At 58.2% G+C, this 1631-nt stretch carries 2 protein-coding genes; both read left to right on the top strand.

Features of this window, described 5'->3' with window-relative positions; genetic code table 11:
• The coding region (locus AC0L3E_RS34500; protein ID WP_473606897.1) for a hypothetical protein at nt 1-386 on the top strand (386 nt) is incomplete at its 5' end.
• A 394-nt stretch (nt 387-780) separates the two neighbouring features.
• The gene (locus tag AC0L3E_RS34495; RefSeq protein WP_245470416.1) at nt 781-1068 is read left to right on the top strand and encodes a type II toxin-antitoxin system ParD family antitoxin; all 288 of its coding nucleotides are present in this window, start codon (nt 781-783) and stop codon (nt 1066-1068) included.
• Nucleotides 1069-1631: the final 563 nt, after the last annotated feature.

Genomic DNA, 1631 nt, shown 5'->3' with positions numbered 1-1631 from the left:
ACAGAAAACTCAAATCCTCTCCCCAATCAAACTTCGGTAAGCAAACGGCCCGCCTGGAACAATGCCCGCCGGCCGTTTTGATGTTCGGCTGGGCTGGCCATCGATTGCCCCGGATCAGGCGCCCGCAACAAGGCGAAGCCCAAGCTGCGGAACAAAAAAACCAATCCCGTCCCCTGCAAACCAATCTGCACCAAACAAACAGTTCGCCAGGCACCAGCCAGCGGGCCGTTCGCATTCGGGGGACAATGGTGCCTGCAAGCGGCACTCGTCGGCGCACAAAGAGGCCTCAGCCGACAAGCTACGACAACAAAACAAGCCTCTCAACAAAACCTAATTCAAAACAGCCCGCAGCCGCGGGCCGTTTGCGTTCGGGGGACTGGCAGTGAAGTGCCCAGCCGCCGCCATAACCGGATCAACCGAATCGGAGGCGAAAAAGACGAAGCATCCGATCCTCTTATCGGGCATCGGTCAGTGATGCCGGTGATGACTTGCAATCAAATACGAAATGATTGGGTCGGGGGTGGTGTTCTATTCAGCCGGCTTTTTGTGGCCACCCTCGGCCATGACAATGACTGAGGACCGCGAATCGACCTGCATGTAGATCCTTGATCGCGCCGGCGGTTGGGTGTGTCACGCCGCAATAGCCGCAAGTGCCGTTGGCCGAGCGGCCTGGGGCGTTGAAGCGACGCCTCGATCAAGTCGAATCAAAGTGAAAGGTGATTCTCTGAGGATGAGTGGCGCAAGGTGTGGCATGGCCGAATCAGCCAATTTTGCTAATTTTTGCTAATAGCTGACATCTATCGCCAGGTTCGGGATCACTCCCATATTCCCCGCACGCTTTTCATCAGGAAGCAGCTCGAATCAGGCCGCTACAACAATGCCAGCGAAGTTGTCCGCGCGGGCCTGCGCATGCTTGAGGATTTGGAGGCGGAGCGGGAGAAATGGCTGCGCGAGGAGATACCGGGGCGCCTAACTGAACTCCGGCAGGATTCATCGAAGGGAATCCCTGCCGAGACGGTTTTCTCCCGGCTGGAGGCGCGTCATCGCGCGAAGCAGGCGAAAGCCTAGTAGGGGTGGAGTATCGGATTGTCTTCCACCCCAAGGCAGAAGCCGAGCTGGAGCAACTCTACGGTGACATAGCCGGACGTGCGTCGCCGGCGATCGCCTGGAAATTCATTGCGGGTATCCCGACCATTGTCTCGGTCTGTCGACTTTTCCACAGCGGGGCACCGAGCGGGTCGAGATCATGCCTGGCTGCGGATTGTTGGCTACCGCGACAGCATTGCCTTTGCCGTCGAGGGCGGGCGGGTCCTGATCCTGGCAGCTTTTACGCCGGCCGGAACATCACACCGGAATTGCTCGAAGACCGGCTCTAAACGGCGCTTCGGTGGAGAATTGCTCTGCAGTCCTCCAGGCGCGACGGGTGCGATGGCGCACATCAGCGCCTCGAGCTCGGGACGCATCACAGGAATGGTGAGCGCTAGAACGCCGCCCACAATTCAGCCAAGCCAACTCATGAATTTCGGCCCGGTGGATATCTCTACGAGAAATCGAAAAAACATTGTCGATGTGTGTTGACAGTTGTCGTTGGTGGCGACTATATACGCCTCACGAACGAGGGCGGCTCGCCG

It is taken from the genome of Mesorhizobium sp. WSM4822 (assembly GCF_055811155.1).
The sequence above is the reverse complement of the archived record's forward strand: the minus strand, read 5'-3'. Positions and strand labels throughout refer to the sequence as shown.